The sequence below is a fragment of the Streptosporangium sp. DT93 genome, from assembly GCF_049844535.1.
Lineage (GTDB): Bacteria > Actinomycetota > Actinomycetes > Streptosporangiales > Streptosporangiaceae > Streptosporangium.
Window position 1 is genome coordinate 334,167 of record NZ_JBNCLF010000003.1, and the last position, 19,182, is coordinate 353,348.

The window sequence follows — 19,182 nt, forward strand, 5'->3', positions numbered from 1 at the left end:
GGCGCCCCCCGCCGGCCCGGCGGAGCCCGCCGCGCACGCTCCGCCGATCCGGCCTCCGTACACCGTCGATCCGGCCCGCGACCGGTGCCCGCGAGTGGCGTACGCGCAGCACGGCGTGTCGCGACGCATCACATAACCGCAGGTCAAAAGGGTCCTGGCAGGTGATCTAGGTCAAGAGTGGGCAAGGAGTGGCGACGAAAGCGCAAGGGTCGTTCCGTCCGGTGCCCGTCCCTTGCATGATGTTTCCTGCGGCCTCCAAGTGACCCAGGGGGAGGCCGACCGGCGTGATCGTGAGCCCTTCCGCACGCCGGTGCTCTCGGCACCTGACCCGGGAGTGGGCCCAGGCGGGGACGGCATTCGGGGGGAGGCCGTCCCCGCAGTTGGGCCCTTCGGCCCGAGGCGGGAGCCCCTGTGAACGCCCGGGGTCCCGGGAACGGGGGCGTCACGGACGCCCGAGGCACCGGAAAGACCCGACACCTCGCGGACGCCCGAGGCACCGAGAAGGCCCGAGGCCCCGCGAACGCCCGATACGCCCCGAACTCGTAGGAAACCCGGGACACGCGAGATGTCCCGGACGCACGGCAGGCCCAGGACACGCGGCAGGCCCAGGACACGCGGCAAGCCCAGGACACGCGGCAAGCCCAGGACGCACGACCGGGCCGGAACACGCGACAGGCCCAGGGCACGCGAGGCGCTCCGGACGGGTGTCACGCCTTCTCCAGGTACTCGGCGCGCTCGTCCGCGAGGAGCCTGTCGATCTCGGCGCGGAGCACCGGGTGGCCCGCCAGCTCAGGATCGGCCTCCAGCATGGACTCGGCGTCCAGGCGCGCGGCGTGGATGACCTCCTCGTCGCGCAGCAGCGCCAGCATCTTCAGCGACGATCTGCGCCCCGACTGCGCCACCCCGAGCACATCACCCTCCCTGCGCTGTTCCAGGTCCACACGGGACAGCTCGAAGCCGTCCAGGGTGGCCGCCACCGCGTCGAGCCGTGCCCGGGCGGGCGTGCCGCCCGGCGCGTCGGTCACCAGCAGGCACAGCCCCGGCAGCCCGCCCCGGCCGACCCGGCCGCGGAGCTGGTGGAGCTGGGAGACGCCGAACCGGTCGGCGTCCATGATGACCATGACCGAGGAGTTGGGGACGTCGACGCCGACCTCGATGACCGTGGTCGCCACCAGGACGTCGATCTCCCCCCGGGTGAAGGACCTCATCACCGCGTCCTTGTCCTCGGGCGGGAGCTTGCCGTGCAGCACCTCGACGCGCAGCCCCTCCAGCGGGCCCGCCGACAGGATCCCGGCCACCTCCAGCACCGCCAGCGGCGGCCTGCGCTCGTCGTCGGCCTTGGACAGGTCGCCCTCGTCGCCCTCCAGGTCGCCGATGCGCGGGCAGACCACGTACGCCTGGCGGCCCAGCCCGATCTCCTCGCGCAGCCGCGTCCAGGCCCGGTCGAGGAAGTGCGGCTTCTCCGCCGCGGGGACCACGTGCGTGGTGATCGGGGCGCGCCCGGAGGGGAGCTGGGAGAGCGTGGAGACGGCCAGGTCGCCGAAGACCGTCATGGCGACCGTGCGCGGGATGGGCGTGGCGGTCATGACCAGCACGTGCGGGCGGCCACCACCGGCCTTCTCCCGCAGGGCGTCGCGCTGCTCCACGCCGAACCGGTGCTGCTCGTCCACCACCACCAGGCCGAGATCGGCGAACTGCACGCGCTCCTGCAGCACGGCGTGGGTGCCGACGACGATGCCGGCCGCGCCCGAGGCGGCGTCGAGCATGGCCGAGCGGCGGGCCGCGGCGCCCAGCGAGCCGGTGAGCAGGGCGACCGCGGTGCCGCCGAACATGCCGCCGGTGGCCAGGTCCCCGAGCATGGCCGAGATCGACCGGTGGTGCTGCTGGGCGAGCACCTCGGTGGGGGCCAGCAGCACGGCCTGCCCCCCGGCGTCGACCACCTGGAGCATCGCCCGCAGCGCCACGACGGTCTTGCCCGCGCCCACCTCGCCCTGGAGCAGCCGGTGCATGGGATGGGGCAGGGACAGGCCGGCGGCGATCTCCTCGCCCACCTCGCGCTGGCCCTCGGTGAGCTCGAACGGCAGCCGCCCGTCGAAGTCGGCGAGCAGCCCGCCCTCGATCGCGGGCCGGGGCGTGGCCGGCCAGGCGGCCGCCGCCATCTTGCGCTGCAGCAGCACCGCCTGGAGCAGGAACGCCTCGTCGAACCTGAGCCGCTTGCGGGCCCTGCTCACGTCGGCGTGGTCGCGGGGGCGGTGGACGGCCAGCAGCGCGTCCGACAGGCCGGGGAGCCGGTGCCGGGCGCGCAGGGCGGCCGGGAGCGGGTCGTCCAGCTCGCCCATGGTGTCGAGGACGACGCCCAGCGCCCTGCGGATCGCCCAGGGCGTCACGTCCTTGCCCGCCGGGTAGATCGGCACGAGCGCGGCGGCGAACTCCTCGGCGCCGGTCTCGTCCTCCTCGATCATCTCGAACTCGGGGTGGGAGAGCTGCCACTTGCGCTTCTCGCCCTGGCCGAAGGCGCCGACCTTGCCGGCGAACATGCCGCGCCTGCCGGGCTTCAGCCGCGTCTCGGCGATGTGCGAGGTCTTCCCGAAGAAGGACAGGTAGATCTTGCTGCCGCGGGCGTCGGCCACCTCGACCTCCAGCCAGGTGCCGCCCTTGTTGCGCATCGGCCTGCGCATGGCCCTGGTGACCTCGCCCACCACGGTGACGTGCTCGTCGACCTGCAGGTCGACGAGGTCGGTGAGCTCGCCGCGCTCGGCGTAGCGGCGCGGGTAGTGCCGCAGCAGGTCGCCGACGGTGCGCAGGTCGAGAACGCTCTCCAGCAGCCTGGCCGTCTTGGGGTCCAGCGCCTTCGCCAGCGGCTCGTCGAAGCTCGTCACCCGAGTTTTCTACCGTGCCCGGGCGACAGAATTCACCGCGACCGGCTCACTCGACGCCGATGAGCAGCGGATAGCCCCCCTGCCCGCCCTCGTAGCGCACCACCTCGACGTCCGGCCTGGCGGTGGCCAGGTACTCCTCCACGGCGCGGGCCGGCTCCCCGCATGCCCCCGCGCCCTCCAGCAGGGTGACCAGCTCGCTGCCCGAGGACACCAGCCGACGGACCACCTCCAGGGCGGTGCCTGCCAGGTCCGCGCCGATCACCGCGGCCTCCCCGTCGACCACCCCCAGGACGTCGCCGGGGACGACCAGGCCCGCGCTGGTCATCACCTCGCGGTCGGCCTCCCAGACGTGGCCGTGGCGGGTGTGCGCGGCGGCCTCGGTCATGGCCACCACGTCGTCGTCGAACCGGCGCAGCGGATCGTGCACGGCCAGCGCCGACAGTCCCTGCACCGAGGCCCTGGTCGGGATCACGCCGACCGTCAGGCCCTCCTCGCGGGCGATCTCCGCGGCGGCCATCGCGACCTCGCGGACACCGCTGTCGTTGGGCAGGACCACGACCTGCGACCCGGCCTTCCTGATCGCGGCCAGCACCGCGGCCAGCGACGGGGTCGAACCGGGCTCGCGGCGTACGACCACGGCGCCCGCGTCCTCGAACACCGCGGCCAGTCCCGGCCCCGCGGCCACCGCGACCACGCCCCGCCCCCGGGTGGCCGGGTGGGTCCTGCCGTGCCCGGACAGGTACGTCACCATGATCCGGTGGGGCCGTCCCCGCCGCACGGCCGCCTCGATGGCGGCGCCCGCGTCGTCCACGTGGACGTGGACGTTCCACAGGCCGTCGCCGCCCACGACCACGAGCGAGTCGCCGAGCGCGTCCAGCTCCTCGCGCAGCGCCGCGACCTCGGCCTCCCCGGCGTCGAGGAGGTACATGACCTCGTAGCCGGGGACCCCGGCGCCCTCCCCGGTGTCCCCGGGGTCGTGGCGCGCGGCCTCCCCTGCGGGGCGCCGGACCGGGGCGGGGACGTCCACCCGCCCGGTGTAGGAGTCGGTGACGACGGCGGCGAGGCTCTCCAGGATGAGGGCCAGACCGGCGGCCCCGGCGTCGACCACCCCGTTGCGGGCCAGGACGTCGAGCTGGTCGGGGGTACGGCGGAGCGCGGCGCGCGCCTCCCGCGCGGCGCTCCGCGCGACCGACGCGAGATCGTTCCGCGCGGCCGGGGCCGGGCCGCTCCCCGTGTCCGGGACGGGGTCGTCCCGCCTTGCCGGGGCCGGGCCGCTCCCCGTGTCCGGAGCCGGGTCGCTCGGCGCGGCCGAGCCCCGGTCGTCCGGCGTGGCCGGGGCGGGGTCGTTCCGCGCCGTCGAGGCCGGGTCCGGGTGCCCGGTGGTGTCCTGCTCGCCGCGTACCGCCGCGGCCACGGCCGTCAGGACGCTCAGGATCGTGCCCTCGACCGGCCTGGACACGGCGGCGCGGGCCAGCTCGGCGGCCCTCACCAGTCCGCGCCCGAGGTCGGGCCCGTCCCCCCGGGCCTTCCCGAGCACCTCGGCGAGGCCGCGCAGCGCCTGGCTGACGATCACCCCGGAGTTGCCCCTGGCCCCGAGCAGCGCCCCCTGCGCGAGTGTCTGCCAGGTGCGGGCCGCGTCGGCGTCGCCGGGCAGCCCGTCGAGCGCCTCGGCCGCCGAGAGCATGGTCAGGTGCAGGTTGGTGCCGGTGTCGCCGTCGGGCACCGGGAAGACGTTGAGGGCGTCGATCTCCTCACGTCCCCTGCCCAGCGTCTCCGCGGCCAGCCGCGACCACCTGCGGACCGCGGCCGGGTCGAGAACCTGCAACATCCCTGACCTCCTGCTCGCGGCCGCGTTCGCGCCGTCGTCCACACCGTTCTCGTACGCGACCAGCCGTGGCGCGTCCCGTGATGCGCTACGGTTGCCTCCGGAGATTATCCCCGTCCGGCCGCTCATGGCGGCTCGCGTTCGCGTGCACGACCGGACATCGGATATTCTCGTATGGCCAGCCGGTCGTCCCGGCATGCCCGATGACCGCCCGGCAGTGCGGCGGATCGAGCCTCTCGACTGATCTAAGGAGCGAACCGTGGCTTCCGTTTGCGACGTTTGCGCTAAGAAGCCGACTTTCGGCAACAACGTCTCCCACTCGCACCGCCGCACCCGCCGCCGCTGGAACCCGAACATCCAGCCCGTGCGCGCAGTGGTGAACGGCACGCCGAAGCGGCTGAACGTTTGCACCTCCTGCATCAAGGCGGGCAAGGTCACCCGCTAAGTACGGCCTTCGCGAAGCCCGCCGTCCCGGCACCGGGGCGGCGGGCTTCGTCGTTCCCGGAGAGGTCAGGACGAGCGCAGCCGCCAGGCGTGGTCCACCGGGCCGATGCCCGCCCCCAGGGGGAACCCGTGCGCGATCGCGCCGGTGACGTACGCCTTGGCCCTCTCCACCGCTGAGGGCACGTCCTCGCCGAGGGCCAGGTGGGAGGCGATCGCCGACGCCAGGGTGCAGCCGGTGCCGTGGGTGTGGCGGTTGTCGTGGCGTTCGGCGGTGAAGCGGAACTCCCGGCTCCCGTCGGTCAGCAGGTCCACCGGCGCGCCCGGCAGGTGACCGCCCTTGACGAGCGCCCAGGTGGGACCGAGCTCCAGTACGGCGTCGGCGGCGCGGCGCAGGTCGGACTCGTCCTCGACCTTCACCCCGGTGAGCTGGAGGACCTCCCACAGGTTGGGGGTGACCACGGTGGCGGTGGGCAGCAGGCGCGACCGCATCGTCTCCACGGCCTCGGGGGCCAGGAGGGGGTCGCCGTGCTTGGAGACGCCGACCGGGTCGACCACCACGGGCACGTCCAGCCCCGCCAGTACCTCGGCGACCGTCTCGACCAGCACGGGTGAGGCGAGCATGCCGGTCTTGACCGCCTGGGCGCCGATGTCGCCGAGCACCGAGTCGAGCTGGGCGCGCACCGCCTCCGCGGGAAGCTCCCAGTAGCCCTGGACTCCCGTCGAGTTCTGGGCGGTGACGGCGGCGATCACGCTCATGCCGTGCACCCCCAGTGCCAGCATGGTCTTCAGGTCGGCCTGGATGCCCGCGCCGCCTCCGGAGTCGGAACCGGCGACGGTCAGGACGCGTGGGGGGGTCGAAGCGGTCATGTCCCCATCCAACCAGCCCGGACCCCGGGCCTCGGCTCGGGCGACGGCCCCGGGAGCACCGGTTCAGGCGACGGCGCACTCGCCCTGGTCGCTCCGGCAGCTTCGCGGAACGCCGGCGTCCCCGCGCGCGGTGTAGGTGACCACGAGCCGGCCACCGGCCTCCAGACCGGCCGGCGACTCGATCACCAGGTCGTCGCCGACCTGGTCCCATTCGGCGCCCTCCAGCGAGGAGACCTCGCCGCTGACCGGCACGCTGACCGTGAGGCCGTCGACGCCCTCCTCGGCGGCGAGCACGAGCCGGACGGTGTAGGTGCGGGTCCCGCGGTCCACGACCTCGGCTCCGACCGTGATCGCGGCGCCCCCGGCGAGCGGCGCCGGGCGTTCCAGGGAGCCGTCGGTGCTGGGTACGGGCTCAGGAACGGTGGGTGCGGTCGTGCTCGGGACCGGCGTGGGCACCGCGGTGGAGACCGGGCCGGGATCGTCGTTGACCAGGGGCTCGGCGGTGGTGGCCCCGGGCTCGGGCTTGCGGGTGGGTGACGGCTCGCGGGCCTCCGGCGTGTCCTCACCGCCCCTGGGGGCGCGCGTGGCCCTGCGCGTCGTCGTGGGCCGGGGCTCGGAGGTGGCCCCGTCACCCCTGCGGGTGGTGGCGGGGGCCGGGGAGGGGGTGGCCTCCCCTGTCTCGTCCCCGGCCTCCGAGGGGTCCTCGGACGGCGCGGCGTCGCCGCTACCGTCGGGGTCGGTGTCGGTGTCGCCGGGGTCGGCGGACTCGTCCGCCGGGACGGGCCGGTTCGACGCCGCCGTGGCGCAACCGGCGGGCGGGCAGTCGGCGGGCCCCTCCGAGCCGGTCAGCACGCGGACACCGGCCACGATGCCGCCGAGCAGCACGGCCACCGCGACGACGGCCAGCAGTACCGTCCTGATCCGTCCGCGGGGCTTCTCGTCGTCCTCGGGCCACGGGTCGGCCGAGCCGGACGTCTCGGACTCCGACGTCCACCCCGACCCCAGGAAACCCGTCGAGGGCTCGGTGACCACCGACTCCTCGGGACGGAGCCTGCGCCCGACCGGCTCGTTCCATCGGTCCTGCTCCGGAGCGGCTTCCGGCTCGCGTTTGCCCCGGTCCGGAGGTGTCTCTCCCCCGTCTCCAGCGTGGCGGCCCATACAGACCCTTTCTCGGAGGGAATCACGACCGCCCATCTTCATACCAGTTCGGTAAACGTTTGTCGCAATTTTCACAAATGTAACGGGGGGTGAGGAACGTCACTCCCGGAAGTGGTCCCACCCTCCGCGCTCCGGTGAGAAGCCGCTGACCTGCACTCCCGTCCCCTCGACGGCCCGGCCGACCACCGTCCATCCGTCGGGCAGGTCCGTCCCGGCGGGGAAGGTGGCGGCGAGCGCGTGGTCCTCCCCGCCGGAGAGCACCCACTCCAGCGGGTCGACGCCGATCAGCCGGGCGGCCTCGCGCATCACCGGCGGGACGGTGAAGGCCTCTGCCTCCAGCAGCAGCGCGAGCCCGGAGGCGACGGCCACGTGGCCGAGGTCCTGGAGCAGCCCGTCGCTGACGTCGAGCATGGCGGTGGCCCCCAGGGCGGCGGCCTGGGGGCCGCGCGCGTAGGGGGGAGCCGGGCGGCGGTGGGCATCGATCAACTCTGCCGGCCCGGCCGGCCCGTTCAGTCCGATCAGCCCGTTCACTCCCGCGCCGAGCAGGGCGAGCCCCGCCGCGGCGTACCCGAGGCGGCCCGCGATCGCGACCACGTCCCCGGCCCGGGCCCCCGACCGGGTGACCGGCGGCCGCCCGCCCAGGTCGCCCAGGGCCGTGACGGAGATCACCACCAGGCCGGAGCGGGTGATGTCGCCCCCGGCCACGCTCGCGCCGACCAGGTCGCACTCGTCGCGGAAGCCGTCGGTGAGGTCGTCCAGCCAGCCGGTGGCCGCGTCGGCGGGCAGCCCCAGGCCCACCACGATGGCGGTGGGGTCGGCCCCCATGGCCACCACGTCCGAGAGGTTCTGCGCCGCGGCCTTGCGGCCGATGTCGTAGCCACTGGACCAATCGCGGCGGAAGTGCCTACCCTCGAGCAACAGGTCCGTCGTGACGACGACCCGCCCGTCAGGAGCGCTCACCACCGCGGCGTCGTCCCCGGGGCCGAGAAGTACCGTCCCACCTTGGGGCAGGCGTCCGGCAATACGTGCAACAACCCCGAATTCGCCGAGATCTCCTACTGTGATGACACACCTCCCGTTCATCACAGGGTACGGTGGCCCTTCGGCACTGATCCAATCGCCCGGGAGGTCGTTATGGTGCAGGCCTACATCCTGATTCAGACCGAGGTCGGCAAGGCCGCGAGCGTGGCTCAGGAGATCTCCGGTATCTCCGGCGTCACGCAGGCCGAGGACGTCACCGGTCCGTACGACGTGATCGTGCGAGCGGAGGCGCACAACGTCGACGAGCTGGGAAAGCTCGTCGTCGCCCAGATCCAGGGCGTGGAGGGGATCACACGTACCCTCACGTGCCCCATCGTCCACATCTGACCCGTGGAACCCTGACGTGACGCTCCGGTTCGCCCGCCGGACGGCGTACGCCTGCCTCCTGCTGATCCTGGCCGGATGCGGCGGCGCCGTGCGGGTCGAGCCGCCCGTCCCCGAGGGGGCCGCCGTCGCCGGGTGCCGGTCGCTCGCCGAGCGGCTCCCGCGCGACCTCGACGGGCAGGAACGGGTCGGGTCCGACCCGGTCTCCCCGTACGTGGCGGTGTGGGGGGCGGGGCGCATCGCCCTGCGCTGCGGGGTGCCGCGCCCGGCGACGATGTCGCCCACCGACCAGGTGCCCGAGATCGACGGGGTGGCGTGGTACGCCGACCCGGCCAGGCCGGCTCTCTTCACGGCGATCGGCCGGCAAGCCTACGTCGAGGTGACGATCGCGCGGGAGCACGTCCCGCAGAACGTGCTGATCGATCTGGCGGTGCCGATCAAGGCGGCCCTGCCGGAACCTGCCCTGCGATGAGCGGCCCCTGACCGGCCACGACCGCTAGCGCAGGCCGGCCGGGCGGGCCAGTGCGAGCCGGATCAGCCGGTCGACCAGCTCGCCGTAGGGCACCCCGGTGGCGGCCCAGAGCTGCGGCGCGACCGACATCGCGGTGAAGCCCGGCATGGTGTTGATCTCGTTGACGATCAGCCGTCCGTCGGGGGTGTGGAAGAAGTCGACCCGTGACAGGCCCTCGCAGCCCAGCGCCTCGAAGGCGCGCACGGCCATCGCGCGCAGCTCCTCGGCGGTCTCCTCGGGGATGTCCGCGGGCACCGAGAGCGACATGTCGCTGCCGATGTACTTGGCCTCGAAGTCGAAGAACTCGTGCTCGCCGTGGACCAGCACCTCACCGGGCAGGCTGGCCCGGGGCGCCTCGTCGCCGGGCGACTCCAGCACCGCGCACTCGATCTCCCGGCCGACGACGGCCGCCTCGACCAGCACCTTGGGGTCGTGCTCGCGAGCGAACTCGATGGCCCGCTCCAGCTCCTCCAGGTCGGACGCCTTGGAGATGCCCTGGCTGGACCCGGCGCGGGCGGGCTTGACGAAGACCGGCCAGCCGAGCTCCTGGACCTCCTTGAGGACCCGTTCGCGCTCGGTCCGCCAGTCGCGGTCGCGGATCGCCACGTACGGGCCGACGGGCAGCCCGGCGGCGGCGAGGATCGTCTTCATGTACGCCTTGTCCATGCCGACCGAGCTGGCCAGCACCCCGGAGCCGACGTAGCGGACCCCGGCCATCTCCAGCAGTCCCTGGATCGTGCCGTCCTCGGCGAAGGGCCCGTGCATCACGGGGAAGACGACGTCGACCTGGCCGAGCTCCACCGGGATGCTGCCGGGGTCGTACGCCACCAGCGAGCCGCCGCCCGAGGTTCCCGAGGTCAGGGCCAGCGTCGCGCTCTCCGCGTCCACCACGGGCAGCTCGCCGCCCTCGATCGCGTAGCGCTGCTCCCCCGAGGCGAGCACCCACCGGCCGTCCCGGGCGATCCCGATGGGGATGACCTCGTACCTGGAGCGGTCGATGGCCTCCAGCACGCTCCCCGCTCCCATGATGGAGACGGCGTGCTCGGAGTTGCGACCGCCGAAGAGGACGGCGACCCTCGGAAGGGGTTCGTGCTGCTGGCTCATGATGACCGAATCTACCCCCTGTTAGAGGGCAATCCGGCTGTTGGGCGTGCCTATCTACTCGATGCGGGTAGGGGGCCCGGCCTCTTGGTCATGTCCACGCCGCGCTCCTCTGCGGCCTTGGACCGGGAGGGGAAGCGAGCCGCCCGGCGCGGGCCCGGCGTGCCGCTCAGACGCCGTACCGCTCCGGCTTGGGCGTGCGGGACATCAGGAGCACCGCGGCCTCGCTCGGGGGCATGGCGTCGTGGACGACGGCCACCACCACCTCGGTGATCGGCATCTCCACGTCGTGCTTCCTGGCCAGCTCCAGCACGGACTCGCAGGACTTGACCCCCTCGGCGGTCTGCCTGGTCGCGGCGACGACCTCGGTCAGGGTCATGCCCCGCCCGAGGTTCTCGCCGAAGGTGCGGTTGCGCGACAGCGGGGACGTGCAGGTGGCCACCAGGTCGCCCATGCCCGCCAGGCCCGCGAACGTGTGCGGGTCGGCGCCGAGCGCCGCGCCCAGCCGGGAGATCTCGGCCAGCCCGCGGGTCATCAGCATCGCCCCGACGTTGTCGCCGAGCCCCATCCCCGCCGAGACACCGACCGCCAGGGCGATCACGTTCTTCACGGCGCCGCCGAGCTCGACCCCCACGACGTCAGGATTGGTGTAGGGGCGGAACCAGGGCGGCAGGTGGCACGCCTCCTGGAGCCGTTCCATGGCCCGCTCGTCGGTGCAGGCGACCACGGTCGCGGCGGGCTGGCCCCGGATGATCTCCCCGGCCAGGTTCGGCCCGGAGACCACCGCGACCCGTTCCCGCGGCACCTCGGCGACCTCGCAGATCACCTCGCTCATCCGCTTGGTGGTGCCCAGCTCGATGCCCTTCATCAGGCTGACCAGGACCGCCTCCGGCGGCAGGTGCGGCTTCCAGGCGAGCAGGTTCTGCCGCAGCGTCTGGGAGGGCACCGCGAGCACCACGAAGTCGGCGCCGTCGAGGGCCTCGGCGGGGTCGGTGGTGGCCCGCAGCGTCTCGGGCAGCACGGCGCCGGGCAGGTAGTCGGGGTTCTCGTGGCGCAGGTCGATCGCCTCGACGACCTCCGCCCTGCGGCCCCAGATCGTCGTCCGGGTGCCCGCGCCCGCGAGGATCATGCTGAACGTGGTTCCCCACGAGCCCGTGCCGAATACAGCCGCCTTGGTCATTTCATCACCGTACGCCGAAGTCAGTCGCGGGACGGACGCGCCGTCGGGGCGGGAGGGGGCTTCTCCCCGCGGAGTTCGGCCAGCTGGGCGGTGACGGCCTCCATGATGTCGGCGGTCGCCGCGCGCAGCACGTCCGCGTCGAGCGGCTCCCCCGCGTACCTCGACAGGTCCACCGGAGGTCCCGGCTGCACGCTGAAGGTCCTGCGGGGCAGCAGCCTGGGCCTTCTCGCGCCGTACGGCAGGATCTCCTGGACGCCCCAGTGGGCGACCGGGATCACCGTCGCCCCGGTGGCCAGCGCCAGCCGGGCGGCGCCGGTCTTGCCCTCCATGGGCCAGAAGTCCGGGTCGCGGGTGCAGGTGCCCTCCGGGTAGAACATCACGCACGCCCCGGCGGCGAGCCTCCGCCGGGACTCCTCCAGCGAGCGGGCGGCGTCCACGCTGCCCCGGTGGACGGGGATGGCCTGCATCGCCCGCACCAGGGGGCCGATCAGCGGCACCGAGAAGAGCCCCGACTTGGCGAGGATCACCGGCCAGCGGCCGTTGTTGTAGAGGAAGTGCGCGATCAGGATGGGGTCCAGCCACGACAGGTGGTTGGTGACCATGATGATGCCGCCCTCCCGGGGCAGCCGGTCGACGCGGCGCCAGTCCTTCCTGACCAGCAGCCACGAGATCGGCTTGACGATCACCACGGCGAAGGCGACCCAGAAGCGCGAGGGCCATCCCGGACGTCTCATCGGCTCCTCCACGGCGACGGGGCGGGGGCTTTCCGGTCGCACGGCCAGTCTCCCGGTTCACCACCGGTGGTGTCGAGGCGGGATGCTTGGTGTCATGTCCGCCCCGGAGAACCCCGCCTGGACGCTCGTCGTCCCGGTCAAGACGCTGATCGCCGCCAAGACCCGCCTGGCGGCCGCGGCGGGCCCGCACCGAACCGCGCTGGCGGTGGCGATCGCCTGCGACACCGTCGAGGCCGCGCTGCGCTGCGCGCTCGTCGCGCGGGTGGTCGTGGTGACGGGCGACCCGGTGGCGGCCGAGGCGCTCTCCCAGGTCGGCGCCCACGTGGTCGGCGACCCCGGGGCGGGCCTGAACGCCGCGCTGCGGCACGGTGCCGCCGAGGCGGCACGGCTGGCGCCCGGCGGGGCCGTGGGCGCCCTCCAGGCCGACCTGCCCGCCCTGCGCCCGGCCGAGCTGGCCCGCGTGCTGGCCGCCGCGTCCGGGTTCGACCAGGCGTTCCTGCCCGACGGCGCCGAGATCGGCACGACCTTCTACGGCGCGGCCCCCGGCGTGGCCTTCACACCCGGGTTCGGCGGCGCGTCGCGCGAGCGGCACCTGGGGCGCGGCGCCGTCGAGCTCACGGTGCGGGAGGTGGAGTCGGTCCGCACCGACGTGGACACCCCCGGCGATCTGCGCCGGGCGCTGGCCCTGGGCGTCGGCCCCCGCACGCTGGCCGTGGCGGGGAGGATCTCGGCCGGGGAGGGGACGGCGGGTTAGGCTGGGCGGGTGCAGGCGACGGTGCGGACCTTCGATCCGGCGACCCGGTCGGGGTCGGTCTTCCTCGACGACGGGACCGAGATCCCGTTCGGGACGGCGGCGTTCGACGCCGGGCCGCTGCGGCTGCTCAGGTCCGGCCAGCGGGTGAACATCGTCATGGACGGCGAGGACGTCTCCTACGTCACCCTGTCGACCTTCCCGGTGCCCGGGTAGCCGCCTTTCCCCGCTCCCGCGTCGCGTTCCCACGTTCCCGCTTCTCGTGTTCCCACGTTCCCGCTTCTCGCGTCGCCGCGTTCCCGGTTTCCCGGCTTGCCGGTTCTCGCGTTCCGGCCTCCGGTTCACGGGACGTCCCGCCCTTTTTCCGTACGGTCGCGGAAAAGCCGGACGCCCGGCCCTCACCGGGGCCGGGCGTCCGTGCCGGGGTCTACCTCTTCTTCGAGGCCTTCTTTCCGCCGCTGTTGACGAGCTCCTTGAAGTCCGAGCCCGGCCGGAATTTGGGCCCCCAGCTCTCGGCGACCCTGATCTCGGCACCCGTCGAGGGGTTGCGGGCGGTACGGGCCGGCTTGTGCACCATCTCGAAAGCGCCGAATCCCGTGATCGATACCTTGTCGCCACTCGCGACGGCGGTCTGGATGGCGTCGAGCACCGCGTTCACGGCCTCGGTGGCCGTTCTCTTGTCGCCCACCCGATCCGCTATGGCGTCGACGAGTTCCTTCTTGTTCATAAGGTTGCTCCCCCTGCTTACCGATGTCCGGGAGTGGGTCACGAGGCAGAAAACCCGTCTCACCCGATTTGTCGCGGCGAGGGGTCCCGTCACGGATCTCTCATGGACGATCACGGTGAGAAACCCCCTGCCCGCTTGAAATTAGGGGACGGAGCCGTATGACTCAATCACCTTCCGCAATGTTTCCAGTGCTTGGCGTATCTGAAACCAGGACATCAATACTGAGAAGGAACAAATCAAGACGCGCTGCGGCGTGTTCGACGTCCCTCTTGGACAGGTCGCAGATGCTCAGCAGGCGCCGGGTGAGGCGCTTTCGCTCCTCGGCGGGGACGGGCAGGGACCTGACGCGGCGGTGCGCCTCGCGCAACCGCCACGCCAGCTCGTGTTCTGAACCCGTCAGACGGTCGTCGGCAGCCATGGCTGCCGACCATTCTCGTATGTGCCTATGGCGTCGGCGTTGCGCAGGGTCAGCCCGATGTCGTCCAGGCCCTCCGTGAGCCGCCAGCGCGTGTAGTCGTCGATCTCGAACGCGACCGTCTCGGCGCCCCACCTGACCTGGCGTCCGTCCAGGTCGACGGTGATCTCCAGGGTGGGGTCGGCCTCCACCGCGGACTGCAGGTCCTCCACGACCGTCCCCGGCAGGACGACCGGGAGCAGGCCCATCTTGGTGGAGTTATTACGGAAGATGTCCCCGAACCTGGCCGCGATCACGACGCGGAAGCCGTACTGCTGCAGGGCCCAGACCGCGTGCTCGCGGGAGGAGCCGGTGCCGAAGTCGGGTCCGGCGACCAGGATCGTGGCGCCCTGGTGGGCGGGGTCGTTCAGGACGAAGCCGGGGTCCTCGCGCCAGGCGGAGAACAGGCCCTTCTCGAACCCGGTCCTGCTGACCTGCTTGAGCCAGACGGCGGGGATGATCTGGTCGGTGTCCACGTTGCTGCGGCGCAGCGGCACGGCCCGGCCGGTGTGGGTGACGAACGTTTCCATCGCGGGGACTCCTTACAGGTCGGCGGGGGCGGTGAGCCGGCCGGTGACGGCGGTCGCGGCGGCGACCTGCGGGGACACGAGGTGGGTACGGCCGCCCTTGCCCTGGCGCCCCTCGAAGTTGCGGTTGGAGGTCGAGGCGCTGCGCTCGCCGGGGGCGAGGGTGTCGGGGTTCATGCCCAGGCACATGGAGCAGCCCGCCTCGCGCCACTCGGCGCCGGCGGCCCTGAAGACCTCGTGCAGCCCCTCCTGCTCGGCCTGGAGCTTGACCAGCATCGAGCCGGGCACGATCAGCGTGCGGGTGACGACCTGCCGTCCGCGCAGCACGTCGGCCACGGCCCGCAGGTCCTCCAGACGGCCGTTGGTGCACGAGCCCACGAAGACCGTGTCCACGGCGACGTCGCGGAGCGGGGTGCCCGCGGTCAGGCCCATGTACTCCAGGGCCCGCGCGGCCGCGGCGGGGTCGTCGGTGTCCTCGGGGCGCGGCACGGCCGTCCCCAGGGGCGCCCCCTGGCCCGGGTTGGTGCCCCAGGTGACGAACGGGGTCAGCGTGGTGGCGTCGATCTCCACCACGGTGTCGAAGACGGCGTCCTCGTCGGTGACCAGCGACCGCCAGTACTCCACCGCGGCGTCCCAGTCGGCGCCGGACGGCGCGTGCGGGCGGCCCTCGAGGTAGGCGAAGGTGGTCTCGTCCGGGGCGATCAGGCCGGCGCGGGCCCCGGCCTCGATGGACATGTTGCAGACGGTCATGCGGCCCTCCATGGAGAGCCCGCGGATCGCCTCGCCGCGGTACTCCACGATGTAGCCCTGGCCGCCGCCGGTGCCGATCCTGGCGATGATCGCCAGGATGAGGTCCTTGGCGCTGACGCCCGGGGGCAGCTCGCCGGAGACCTCGATGGCCATCGTCTTCGGCCGGTAGGACGGCAGCGTCTGGGTGGCCAGCACGTGCTCCACCTCGGAGGTGCCGATGCCGAACGCGATGCCGCCGAAGGCGCCGTGGGTGGAGGTGTGAGAATCGCCACACACGATCGTCATGCCGGGCTGGGTCAGGCCGAACTGCGGGCCGATGATGTGCACCACGCCCTGACCGGCGTCGCCCATGGGGTGCAGCCGGACGCCGAACTCGGCGCAGTTCTTGCGCAACGTCTCCACCTGCACCCGGGAGACCGGGTCCTCGATGGGACCGCGTACGGTCGGGACGTTGTGATCCTCGGTGGCGATCGTGAGGTCGGGCCGCCTGACCGGACGGCCCGCCATCCGCAGGCCGTCGAACGCCTGCGGGCTGGTCACCTCGTGAACGAGGTGCAGGTCGATGTAGAGAAGGTCGGGTTCTCCCTCCGCACGTCGCACGACGTGCTGCTCCCAGACCTTCTCCGCGAGCGTGCGGCCCATGTCGCCTCCTTGCGATCGGCTGTCCCACACCTACTTGCCTTCTCATATGTCGAGACGTCAGTATCGGTGTATGGACAACTCTAGCGGAGTCGGCGTACTCGACAAGGCCGTCCTCGTGCTCAACGCCCTCGAAGCGGGCCCCGCCTCCCTCGCACAGCTCGTCCAGGCCACCGGCCTGGCCCGGCCCACCGCCCACCGGCTGGCCGTGGCGCTGGAACACCACCGCATCGTCTCCCGCGACACCCAGGGCCGGTTCGTGCTGGGACCTCGCCTGTCGGAGCTGTCCACCGCGGCCGGTGAGGACCGGCTGCTGGCCGTCGCCTCGCCCGTCCTGACCCAGTTGCGGGACCTGACCGGGGAGAGCGCCCAGCTGTACCGGCGCCAGGGGGACGAACGGGTCTGCGTGGCCGCCGCCGAGCGCGCCAGCGGGCTGCGCGACACCGTCCCGGTCGGCTCGGCCCTGCCGATGCTCGCCGGGTCCGCGGCCCAGATCCTGCTCGCCTGGGAGGAGCCCGACCGCCTGCACCGCGGCCTGCGCGGGGCCAAGTTCACCGCCGCCACCCTGGCGAGCGTGCGGCGCAGGGGCTGGGCGCACAGCGTCGGCGAACGCGAGCAGGGGGTGGCCAGCGTCTCGGCCCCGATCAGGGGGGCGGGGGGCAAGGTCGTGGCCGCGGTCTCGGTCTCCGGTCCGATCGAGCGCCTGACCCGCACTCCCGGCCGCCTGCACGCCGCCCCGGTGGTCAGCGCCGCAGAAAGGATCACCGAGTCGATGCGCAGGGCCAACTGAGTCCGAACCGACGCCGACGGGGGCCCCTCGGGGGGCGATATGAGGAGGCGAGCACCCCTGCCGCCCCCTAGGCTGGGGAGGTGACAGATCGCATCGAGGCAGCCGCGGCTGAACTGCGTCCCCTGCTCCAGAACTTCATCCTCTGGGCGCGTGAGAACGCGCCCGGCAGCGACTCCGGCCTGGTCGGCCCTGTCGCGCTGTGGCACCGGCTGATCGCCTCCGACGACGTGGGCCGGTGGAAGCGGTCCGATCTGCGCACGGTCCTCCTCGAACGGATGCCCCAGGTCGTCGAGGACCCGGACGCCGCCGCCGACGGCATGGTGCCGTCGGTCCGCGCCTACCTGACCTTCCTGTCCGACTCCGGACGCCTGTCCAAGGGCTCGGCCTCGCTGGAGGACCTGCTGGCCGAGCTCGACGGGCTGGAGGACGACTTCGTCGACGCCATGGAGGACCTCGTCGTCGCCGACGACGAGGAGGAAGAGGAGGAGTTCGACGAGGAGGACGAGGGGCTCGGCGACTTCGAGCCGTTCGCCGACGAGCTCTCCGAGCTGCCGACGATCAGGCTGCGACCGGACTCCGAGCTGGCCGCGGCCACCCGCACGACGGTCCTGATCGGCAAGGCCCGCGACCTCGCGGTCTGGGTCGGGACCGAGCGCCGGGTCGGCGAGACGAGCCTGCTGGACGACGCCGAGATCACCGAGGCCCTGGGGGTGCTGGGCTTCCCGGTCCCGGAGAAGGGCGGCGCGTCGCTGGCCGACTCCGTCCCGGCCCTGTGGAACGTCTGGAACCTCGCGATCGACCTGGACTTCCTCCAGCCCGAGGGGGAGGACACCGTCAGCGTCGACCCCGACACCGCCGAGTGGCCCTTCGAGGAGGACGACGACGCCCTCGACGCGTGGATGGCGGGCCTGCACTCCATCGACTACGGCGACCCCGAGCTGGACGACGAGGAGGCCACGATCGCCCTGTCGGGGCTGACGCGGGCCCTGCTCGTCCGGGTGCTGCTGGCGACCGGCTCCAAGCCGCTGGCCGAGCTCCGCGCCGAGCTGGCCGAGGCCGCCGCCGAGTACGACGACCTGGGCGCCGAGGCCTGGGCCGCCGCCGTCGAGCGCTACGGCGACCCGCTCAACCCGGTGCTCGACTGGCTGACCGGCTACGGCATGGTCGAGGTCGAGCACGACCAGGTCCGGCTGACGCCGCTCGGCATGGAGGGCGTGGTCCACCTGGCCGACGAGGCCGACATCGAGCTGGACGCCCGGCCCGCCATCGACGCGATGACCGCCCTGGACCTGCTCTCCTTCGGCGCCGAGCTGCCCGAGGAGGAGGCCGACGCCGAGTTCGCCGCCTGGATGGAGCTGCGCGCCCCCGAACAGGCCGCCAGGGATCTGCTGGAGGCCGCGGCCGAGGACGACGCGGACGCGCTGATCCGGGTGCAGGCGGCCAGCATGGTCGGCTCGCTCGGCGAGGTGGCCGCCCCCGCGTGGCGGGAGGCCCTGGACGAGCCCTCCCTGCGCCCGTACGCCGCCACCCACCTGGCCCAGCTCGGCGTCGAGGACGCTCCCCCGCCCACCCAGGCCGACACCCACTGGCTGATCCTCGACATGCTGACCATCTCCGCCGGCCTGGGCCGCCCGGAGTTCGTCAGCAGCCTGGACGACATCGGCAACGTGCCGAACCTGGTGAACCTGCTGGACGTGATCTGGAAGGTGCCGCACCCGCACCTGGAGGAGCTCCTGGAGGCCATCGGCAAGGCCCACCCCGACAAGCAGGTCGGCAAGGCCGCCAAGCGGGCCCTGTTCAAGGCCCGCTCCGGCCAGAACTAGCGCCGGACAGGGGAGGCCTTCCCAGGGAGGGCCTCCCCGCCGCGCCCTCGCCCGTACGGCCTTACGCTCGCCGGTACGGCCTCACGCTCGCCGGTACGGCCTCACGCTCGCCCGTACGGCCTCACGCTCGCCCGTACGGTGTCACGCTCGCCCGTGCGGCCTCAACGGAGCTCGACGGCCTCACGGAGCCCGGCGGCCGGAAAGGGTCGCGGGGGCCGGAGAAACGAAAAACCCCCGGAAGCCGTTGCTTCCGGGGGTTCGCGATGTAGCCCCGACCGGATTCGAACCGGCGCTACCGCCTTGAGAGGGCGGCGTCCTAGGCCACTAGACGACGGAGCCTTGCGAGAGACAGTGGTAGTCCCGACCGGATTCGAACCGGCGCTACCGCCTTGAGAGGGCGGCGTCCTGGGCCACTAGACGACGGGACCCTACACACTGTCATCAGATTCGGAGGGGACCGAATCTGCGGCATCTTCAAAAAGAAGAAGATGCAGCTGGGGTACCAGGACTCGAACCTAGAACAACTGAACCAGAATCAGCCGTGTTGCCAATTACACCATACCCCACCGCACCGGGCCCCTTGCGGGACTCCCTGGCGACTCCGAAAGAATAGCCCAGGTTGGGGGTCAAGACCAAAACGATTACCCGCGGCCGGAT

The 19,182-nt window shown here is 72.8% G+C and carries 19 protein-coding genes and 3 tRNA genes; 7 read left to right on the plus strand and 15 right to left on the minus strand.

What is annotated here, in order from left to right; genetic code table 11:
* Positions 1 to 707 precede the first annotated feature (707 nt).
* Positions 708 to 2,879, minus strand: coding sequence for an ATP-dependent DNA helicase RecG (recG, locus tag ACLQ2R_RS09350; RefSeq protein ID WP_425958964.1), 2,172 nt, complete (start codon positions 2,877 to 2,879; stop codon positions 708 to 710).
* Positions 2,880 to 2,925: 46 nt separating this feature from the next.
* On the minus strand, positions 2,926 to 4,707 hold the full coding sequence (locus tag ACLQ2R_RS09355) for a DAK2 domain-containing protein (protein ID WP_425958965.1): 1,782 nt from the start codon (positions 4,705 to 4,707) through the stop codon (positions 2,926 to 2,928).
* Between the two features lie 256 nt (positions 4,708 to 4,963).
* Between ACLQ2R_RS09355 and rpmB the strand changes: the two genes are divergently transcribed.
* Complete coding sequence (gene rpmB, locus ACLQ2R_RS09360; protein ID WP_012894387.1) at positions 4,964 to 5,149, plus strand: 50S ribosomal protein L28; 186 nt, start codon at positions 4,964 to 4,966, stop codon at positions 5,147 to 5,149.
* Positions 5,150 to 5,214: 65 nt separating this feature from the next.
* Here the strand turns inward: rpmB and thiD are convergent, their stop codons facing one another.
* From thiD to ACLQ2R_RS09375, 3 genes are all read right to left on the minus strand, one after another.
* On the minus strand, positions 5,215 to 6,015 hold the full coding sequence (gene thiD, locus ACLQ2R_RS09365) for a bifunctional hydroxymethylpyrimidine kinase/phosphomethylpyrimidine kinase (RefSeq protein ID WP_425958966.1): 801 nt from the start codon (positions 6,013 to 6,015) through the stop codon (positions 5,215 to 5,217).
* Positions 6,016 to 6,078: 63 nt separating this feature from the next.
* On the minus strand, positions 6,079 to 7,047 hold the full coding sequence (locus ACLQ2R_RS09370) for a hypothetical protein (protein WP_425958967.1): 969 nt from the start codon (positions 7,045 to 7,047) through the stop codon (positions 6,079 to 6,081).
* A gap of 225 nt (positions 7,048 to 7,272) precedes the next feature.
* The gene (locus ACLQ2R_RS09375) at positions 7,273 to 8,256 is read right to left on the minus strand and encodes a thiamine-phosphate kinase (protein WP_425958968.1); all 984 of its coding nucleotides are present in this window, start codon (positions 8,254 to 8,256) and stop codon (positions 7,273 to 7,275) included.
* Positions 8,257 to 8,307: 51 nt separating this feature from the next.
* Between ACLQ2R_RS09375 and ACLQ2R_RS09380 the strand changes: the two genes are divergently transcribed.
* Positions 8,308 to 8,541: an Lrp/AsnC family transcriptional regulator gene (locus ACLQ2R_RS09380; protein ID WP_386242522.1), complete on the plus strand. Its 234-nt coding sequence runs from the start codon at positions 8,308 to 8,310 to the stop codon at positions 8,539 to 8,541.
* Between the two features lie 16 nt (positions 8,542 to 8,557).
* The gene (locus ACLQ2R_RS09385) at positions 8,558 to 9,010 is read left to right on the plus strand and encodes a DUF3515 family protein (RefSeq protein ID WP_425958969.1); all 453 of its coding nucleotides are present in this window, start codon (positions 8,558 to 8,560) and stop codon (positions 9,008 to 9,010) included.
* A gap of 24 nt (positions 9,011 to 9,034) precedes the next feature.
* Here ACLQ2R_RS09385 and ACLQ2R_RS09390 read toward each other — a convergent pair whose 3' ends face one another.
* The 3 genes from ACLQ2R_RS09390 to ACLQ2R_RS09400 all read right to left on the minus strand — a co-directional run bounded on the left by ACLQ2R_RS09390 (position 9,035) and on the right by ACLQ2R_RS09400 (position 12,064).
* Positions 9,035 to 10,153, minus strand: coding sequence for a D-alanine--D-alanine ligase family protein (locus ACLQ2R_RS09390; RefSeq protein WP_425958970.1), 1,119 nt, complete (start codon positions 10,151 to 10,153; stop codon positions 9,035 to 9,037).
* 166 nt (positions 10,154 to 10,319) lie between these two features.
* A complete protein-coding gene (locus tag ACLQ2R_RS09395; RefSeq protein WP_425958971.1) occupies positions 10,320 to 11,330 on the minus strand; it encodes an NAD(P)H-dependent glycerol-3-phosphate dehydrogenase in 1,011 nt (336 codons plus the stop codon).
* A 20-nt stretch (positions 11,331 to 11,350) separates the two neighbouring features.
* Positions 11,351 to 12,064: a lysophospholipid acyltransferase family protein gene (locus ACLQ2R_RS09400; RefSeq protein WP_425958972.1), complete on the minus strand. Its 714-nt coding sequence runs from the start codon at positions 12,062 to 12,064 to the stop codon at positions 11,351 to 11,353.
* Between the two features lie 94 nt (positions 12,065 to 12,158).
* On the opposite strand from ACLQ2R_RS09400, the gene cofC reads away from it, so the two are divergent.
* Together cofC and ACLQ2R_RS09410 are read left to right on the plus strand one after the other, a co-directional pair.
* Positions 12,159 to 12,818, plus strand: coding sequence for a 2-phospho-L-lactate guanylyltransferase (cofC, locus tag ACLQ2R_RS09405; RefSeq protein WP_425958973.1), 660 nt, complete (start codon positions 12,159 to 12,161; stop codon positions 12,816 to 12,818).
* A 9-nt stretch (positions 12,819 to 12,827) separates the two neighbouring features.
* On the plus strand, positions 12,828 to 13,031 hold the full coding sequence (locus tag ACLQ2R_RS09410) for a hypothetical protein (RefSeq protein WP_386242536.1): 204 nt from the start codon (positions 12,828 to 12,830) through the stop codon (positions 13,029 to 13,031).
* 211 nt (positions 13,032 to 13,242) lie between these two features.
* Here ACLQ2R_RS09410 and ACLQ2R_RS09415 read toward each other — a convergent pair whose 3' ends face one another.
* From ACLQ2R_RS09415 to leuC, 4 genes are all read right to left on the minus strand, one after another.
* A complete protein-coding gene (locus ACLQ2R_RS09415) occupies positions 13,243 to 13,542 on the minus strand; it encodes an HU family DNA-binding protein (protein WP_362800210.1) in 300 nt (99 codons plus the stop codon).
* 163 nt (positions 13,543 to 13,705) lie between these two features.
* A complete protein-coding gene (locus ACLQ2R_RS09420; protein ID WP_425958974.1) occupies positions 13,706 to 13,960 on the minus strand; it encodes a hypothetical protein in 255 nt (84 codons plus the stop codon).
* Positions 13,939 to 14,526 (minus strand): 3-isopropylmalate dehydratase small subunit, encoded by a 588-nt coding sequence (gene leuD / locus ACLQ2R_RS09425; RefSeq protein WP_425958975.1) that lies wholly within the window; start codon positions 14,524 to 14,526, stop codon positions 13,939 to 13,941. Before leuD ends, ACLQ2R_RS09420 begins: the two co-directional genes overlap by 22 nt.
* Before the next feature lie 12 nt (positions 14,527 to 14,538).
* Positions 14,539 to 15,915, minus strand: a complete 1,377-nt coding sequence (gene leuC / locus ACLQ2R_RS09430) for a 3-isopropylmalate dehydratase large subunit (protein WP_425958976.1) — start codon at positions 15,913 to 15,915, stop codon at positions 14,539 to 14,541.
* Positions 15,916 to 15,985: 70 nt separating this feature from the next.
* On the opposite strand from leuC, the gene ACLQ2R_RS09435 reads away from it, so the two are divergent.
* Both ACLQ2R_RS09435 and ACLQ2R_RS09440 read left to right on the plus strand, forming a co-directional pair.
* Positions 15,986 to 16,702, plus strand: a complete 717-nt coding sequence (locus tag ACLQ2R_RS09435; RefSeq protein WP_362800003.1) for an IclR family transcriptional regulator — start codon at positions 15,986 to 15,988, stop codon at positions 16,700 to 16,702.
* A gap of 80 nt (positions 16,703 to 16,782) precedes the next feature.
* Positions 16,783 to 18,525: a hypothetical protein gene (locus ACLQ2R_RS09440; protein WP_425958977.1), complete on the plus strand. Its 1,743-nt coding sequence runs from the start codon at positions 16,783 to 16,785 to the stop codon at positions 18,523 to 18,525.
* 266 nt (positions 18,526 to 18,791) lie between these two features.
* On the opposite strand, the gene ACLQ2R_RS09445 is transcribed toward ACLQ2R_RS09440, so the two are convergent.
* From ACLQ2R_RS09445 to ACLQ2R_RS09455, 3 genes are all read right to left on the minus strand, one after another.
* Positions 18,792 to 18,864: transfer RNA gene (locus ACLQ2R_RS09445), tRNA-Glu, on the minus strand.
* Positions 18,865 to 18,877: 13 nt separating this feature from the next.
* Positions 18,878 to 18,953: transfer RNA gene (locus ACLQ2R_RS09450), tRNA-Glu, on the minus strand.
* Between the two features lie 66 nt (positions 18,954 to 19,019).
* Positions 19,020 to 19,091: transfer RNA gene (locus tag ACLQ2R_RS09455), tRNA-Gln, on the minus strand.
* Positions 19,092 to 19,182: the final 91 nt, after the last annotated feature.

What these genes read in the sequence shown, in the direction of transcription:
- ACLQ2R_RS09400 (WP_425958972.1), bottom strand. Translation starts at nt 12,064, where the DNA reads ATGAGACGTCCGGGATGGCCCTCGCGCTTCTGGGTCGCCTTCGCCGTG.
- leuC (WP_425958976.1), bottom strand. Translation starts at nt 15,915, where the DNA reads ATGGGCCGCACGCTCGCGGAGAAGGTCTGGGAGCAGCACGTCGTGCGA.
- ACLQ2R_RS09420 (WP_425958974.1), bottom strand. Translation starts at nt 13,960, where the DNA reads ATGGCTGCCGACGACCGTCTGACGGGTTCAGAACACGAGCTGGCGTGG.
- thiD (WP_425958966.1), bottom strand. Translation starts at nt 6,015, where the DNA reads ATGACCGCTTCGACCCCCCCACGCGTCCTGACCGTCGCCGGTTCCGAC.
- leuD (WP_425958975.1), bottom strand. Translation starts at nt 14,526, where the DNA reads ATGGAAACGTTCGTCACCCACACCGGCCGGGCCGTGCCGCTGCGCCGC.
- ACLQ2R_RS09435 (WP_362800003.1), top strand. Translation starts at nt 15,986, where the DNA reads ATGGACAACTCTAGCGGAGTCGGCGTACTCGACAAGGCCGTCCTCGTG.
- ACLQ2R_RS09380 (WP_386242522.1), top strand. Translation starts at nt 8,308, where the DNA reads ATGGTGCAGGCCTACATCCTGATTCAGACCGAGGTCGGCAAGGCCGCG.
- ACLQ2R_RS09375 (WP_425958968.1), bottom strand. Translation starts at nt 8,256, where the DNA reads ATGAACGGGAGGTGTGTCATCACAGTAGGAGATCTCGGCGAATTCGGG.
- ACLQ2R_RS09355 (WP_425958965.1), bottom strand. Translation starts at nt 4,707, where the DNA reads ATGTTGCAGGTTCTCGACCCGGCCGCGGTCCGCAGGTGGTCGCGGCTG.
- cofC (WP_425958973.1), top strand. Translation starts at nt 12,159, where the DNA reads ATGTCCGCCCCGGAGAACCCCGCCTGGACGCTCGTCGTCCCGGTCAAG.
- ACLQ2R_RS09390 (WP_425958970.1), bottom strand. Translation starts at nt 10,153, where the DNA reads ATGAGCCAGCAGCACGAACCCCTTCCGAGGGTCGCCGTCCTCTTCGGC.
- ACLQ2R_RS09395 (WP_425958971.1), bottom strand. Translation starts at nt 11,330, where the DNA reads ATGACCAAGGCGGCTGTATTCGGCACGGGCTCGTGGGGAACCACGTTC.
- ACLQ2R_RS09415 (WP_362800210.1), bottom strand. Translation starts at nt 13,542, where the DNA reads ATGAACAAGAAGGAACTCGTCGACGCCATAGCGGATCGGGTGGGCGAC.